The sequence below is a fragment of the Desulfovibrio sp. TomC genome, from assembly GCF_000801335.2.
Lineage (GTDB): Bacteria > Desulfobacterota > Desulfovibrionia > Desulfovibrionales > Desulfovibrionaceae > Solidesulfovibrio.
The window spans coordinates 1-3,710 of sequence record NZ_JSEH01000053.1 but is presented as its reverse complement, the minus strand read 5'-3'; the positions used below and the strand labels follow the sequence as shown (position 1 = coordinate 3,710).

3 protein-coding genes are annotated in these 3,710 nt (G+C 48.5%); 1 reads left to right on the top strand and 2 read right to left on the bottom strand.

Translation table 11 applies throughout. From position 1 onward, the window contains the following. Positions 1–497, top strand: a 497-nt coding sequence (locus NY78_RS21435; RefSeq protein ID WP_047960349.1) for a recombinase family protein, incomplete at its 5' end; no start/stop codon positions are given. 192 nt (positions 498–689) lie between these two features. On the opposite strand, the gene NY78_RS25130 is transcribed toward NY78_RS21435, so the two are convergent. After that, positions 690–2,375, bottom strand: a complete 1,686-nt coding sequence (locus tag NY78_RS25130) for a hypothetical protein (protein WP_156181134.1) — start codon at positions 2,373–2,375, stop codon at positions 690–692. Between the two features lie 132 nt (positions 2,376–2,507). Further along, a protein-coding gene (locus NY78_RS21430; protein WP_156181132.1) for an IS3 family transposase occupies positions 2,508–3,643 on the bottom strand; the annotation gives its coding sequence in 2 pieces (ribosomal slippage) (positions 2,508–3,368 and positions 3,371–3,643; 1,134 coding nt in all). Between the last annotated feature and the right edge of the window lie 67 nt (positions 3,644–3,710).

The following is a 3,710-nucleotide window of genomic DNA, read 5'->3' as shown; positions in this document are numbered from 1 at the left end:
AATCTCGATCCCTGCTCCCTAATCATCCCTGCCTGAGCTTCTGCCGCTTCCTGCTCGCCCTGACAAGACGCACCTTATTGAGCGCTTACACAGAATTGACTCGCTGGGGGCGCAGCACCACGGACCTAGTCCAGACCCTCCAGAATCTCCAGGCCTGGAACGTTTCCCTGATCGCGCAGACCGGTCTCCAGTTTGACCTGAGCACGCCCCAGGGAAAACTGATCGCGTCCATGATGGCCGCGTTGGCAGAGTTCGAGAGAGATCTGCTTCGGGAACGGGTGCGGTCCGGCATCGCCGCGGCCAAGGCGCAGGGTAAGACCTTTGGGCGCAGGCCTGGTCATCGCCCAAAGGCCGACCGCCTGGCCCCCAAGGTGCTCCGCCTCGTCGAAGAGGACCGGTCATATCGAGACATCGCCAAAGAATTGAAGCTCAGCAAGAATACGGTGATGAGCATCGTTCACCGGCACAGAAACGCCAAGATCGATATAACAGGCTAAACTTTTTGATGTACTTGCCATGCCCCTGACACCCAAAGACCTGCTCGAAGCTACTTGATACCTGGTGGCATGAATGTTGGGTTTGGGCCAAGCTCCGCAGGCGGCGGGCTTCCGCGACATCCAGCCCTCCGAACTTGCTGCGCCACTTGTAGAACGTGGCATCGGATATTGCGCGTGCCACTCAATATCAGTTTATAGCTTTTTCAATTTTATAAATGACAGTTGATCGCTAAAGCCAGCGCGATAAATCCTAAACTCAATATCTTTTGTCTTTTCAGTTAGATTGAATTTTAAAACACCATTTGGTGGCCAGTCTGACTTGCCTATAATTACTTTTGATCCTAAATCAGATACAATGTCAAATTTAGCGCCTCTATAGTCGAATGGTGTTCCATTTTCTTTTTTAAACTGAAGCTGCCACATTCCAGGGTCAAGAGTTATATATGGGCCCCAAACAGATGGGCTTTCAGCTTGATTGGTTAAGCTTTTAGAAATAATTGGAAAGTAAAAAACAGCTCCATCATCTTTGCTTAAAATCGGTACAGCTGCTTGCTCGTTATAGAAAAAATCAGTAGGGTCAAAGAAGTATGTCGATCTACCATTAACTTGCCTAGAGGCTTGGCGCAATAGGTTGAGACGGATATCGGCAGCCATGAAAGAATGGCGTTTGAAGCTCTTTCTATCTCCAGATTCATCCCGCCAAAGATATTGATAATGGTACTGCTTTTTCCCTGAACCAGCAAAATGTAAAAAAAACGCATAGCGCCAATCTACGGGGAAATAACTTATATTTGGCATATAATTAAAATCTGGTGGCAACAAAAATAGGGGTATATTTTCAGAGGAACATGCTGCGTTTAAAAATCCTTGCTCAAATTGTGGGTGCCCCCAAATAGTTTCCGTCCTTAATTTCTCAAGCAAAAATAAATTCTCGTTAGACATGACTAAGACTCCGGAATTAAAATAAAAATAGCTTTTCATGCCTGGTTTTAGCTGGTAGATTGAATTCAGTTCGTCGCACCATTCTTTTCGAGGAAAATAACTCCCTTCAGGGAATACCCCCAGCGATTGCTTCGGTACAATAGAAAAGATATCTGGAGATTTTGGTCTAATTAATACATCAGCATCAAGCAGTAAAAGCCGATCATAACTACTAGCAATATCTAGGGCTTCGCTTTTAATTCTATCCGGAGAAAGTTTAGATTTTTCTCCAACGACATAAAAATCGGAGCCAGTGCTTTTTGCGTAGAGCTTAGTGAAATATTTCGTAACATTAACTTCTTTTTTTGCGCGGCGGCCACTCGCTGGAACAATAATAACACGCTTTTCTTTTGTACTATGTGCCGTTGATTTTTTCTGAATGCCGGTTGCTTTAAGTATAAGGAAATTATCTCCTTCTTCAATGGTTGTAAGTATATTCTGAGCTATGTCATACCTTCTTCGCCTCCAATCGCTCAAAACGACGATGCCTCCATTAGACACTATCTGGGTTGCTGTCAGAAGGCATTCCATCCGTCTCTTTCCATTTATTAAGATTACATCAAAATCAAGTTTCAAAAAAAAAGGGTATGATGAATAAGACAAAAATTGATCTCCGCCTATTACGGATTCGGATTCTATTTCAAGCTGCCTAAAGTGAAGAAATTTATAGTTTGCAATGTTTTCCGCTACGTTAGTTTGTTTTTTAAGATCATCATCGAGTGACATAACCATAGGAAGCTTTCTTGTTCTAGCGATATCGCATAATAAATTTGTTGTTTCACCGCTTCCCCATTCTAAAAAATTTGTGGCATCAGGTGCGTGCTTTTGTATAAGAGAGTTTAATTCTATAAGGTAATTGTTGCTATATTTGTTTTGATCATTATCAAAGAATGGCATAATTTATCTCCCTGGGGTCTGTTCTGTGAAAAGATCACAAAGCCGGCACGCCACCAGTTTTCGTGCCACTTGAGGTGGTCCGAGTTGGTTGGACAATTTGGCGGCGAAGTTAAGCTCTAGTCCGGTTTGTGCTCATGCCGCCTTGGAAGCCGAGTGGCCATCCCGATATACGTCCATAGGCCGGCGACCGTCAAAAGCCGTATGCGGTCGCTGCTCGTTGTAGAAGCGGAACCAGTCTCCGAGCGCCTGGCGGGCTTGGCTGCCGGTTTCGAGTTCCCGCAGGTAGACACACTCCCATTTCAACGAGCGCCAGAGTCGTTCGATAAAGACGTTGTCCATCCAGCGGCCTTTGCCATCCATGGAGATGGTAACGCCGGCATCTTTAAGCGTTTGCGTGAAATCCTGGCCTGTGAACTGCGATCCCTGGTCCGTGTTGAAGATTTCCGGCACCCCATAGCGATTCATGGCCTCTTCCAAGGCGGAAACGCAAAAATCCGCGTCCAGGGTGTTGGACAACCGCCAGGACAGGACGGCCCGGCTGTGCCAATCCATGATCGCCACCAGATACAGGAAGCCACGCCGCATCCGGATATACGTGATATCAGCGCACCACACCTGATCCGGCCGTTTGATCGCAAGACCGCGCAGCAGATACGGATAGATTTTGTGCTCTGGATGCGGCTGACTGGTCCTGGGCTTCTGGTAAATCGCCATGAGCCCCATTTTGCGCATCAACCGCCGTACGCAGCCTCGGCCGATCGCGATGCCCTGATGCCGCAAATGCCGCTGCATCTGGCGCGATCCGTAAAACGGCGTCTCCAGAAACTGCTCGTCGATACGCCGCATCAGGTCCAGATTCTTGGCCGACTCACCCTTCGGGCGATGGTACCAAGTCGACCTCGCCAGTCCGAGGATGTGGCACTGCCGGCAAATACTGAGTCGGGGATGCCCGCGCTCGACCATCCCACGCCTTCGCTCGCGACTCATCGTTTGGCGAAGGCTCGCTCTAAAAAATCCTTTTCCACGGTCAATTCACCAATCTTGGCGTGGAGTTCCCGGATCTCGGCGGCGACGTCCTTCTGCACGGTCGTCGCTTTCCCGGAAAAAGCCGCAACCATGCCTTCCTTGGCTTGGCGCTTCCAATCCGTAATCTGGGTCGGATGCACGTCATACTTGCTGGCCAGCTCGGCCAAGGTCAACTCGCCGGACAGGGCCTCGAGTGCAACCTTCGCCTTGAACTCCGCTGAAAACTTCCGTCGCTTGGACATCGAAAACCGTCCTCCATCGTCGAGGACTAGAGCTTAACAGGCTGTCCAATTTTTCGCGACCACCTCA

What these genes read in the sequence shown, in the direction of transcription:
- NY78_RS25130 (WP_156181134.1), bottom strand. Translation starts at nt 2,375, where the DNA reads ATGCCATTCTTTGATAATGATCAAAACAAATATAGCAACAATTACCTT.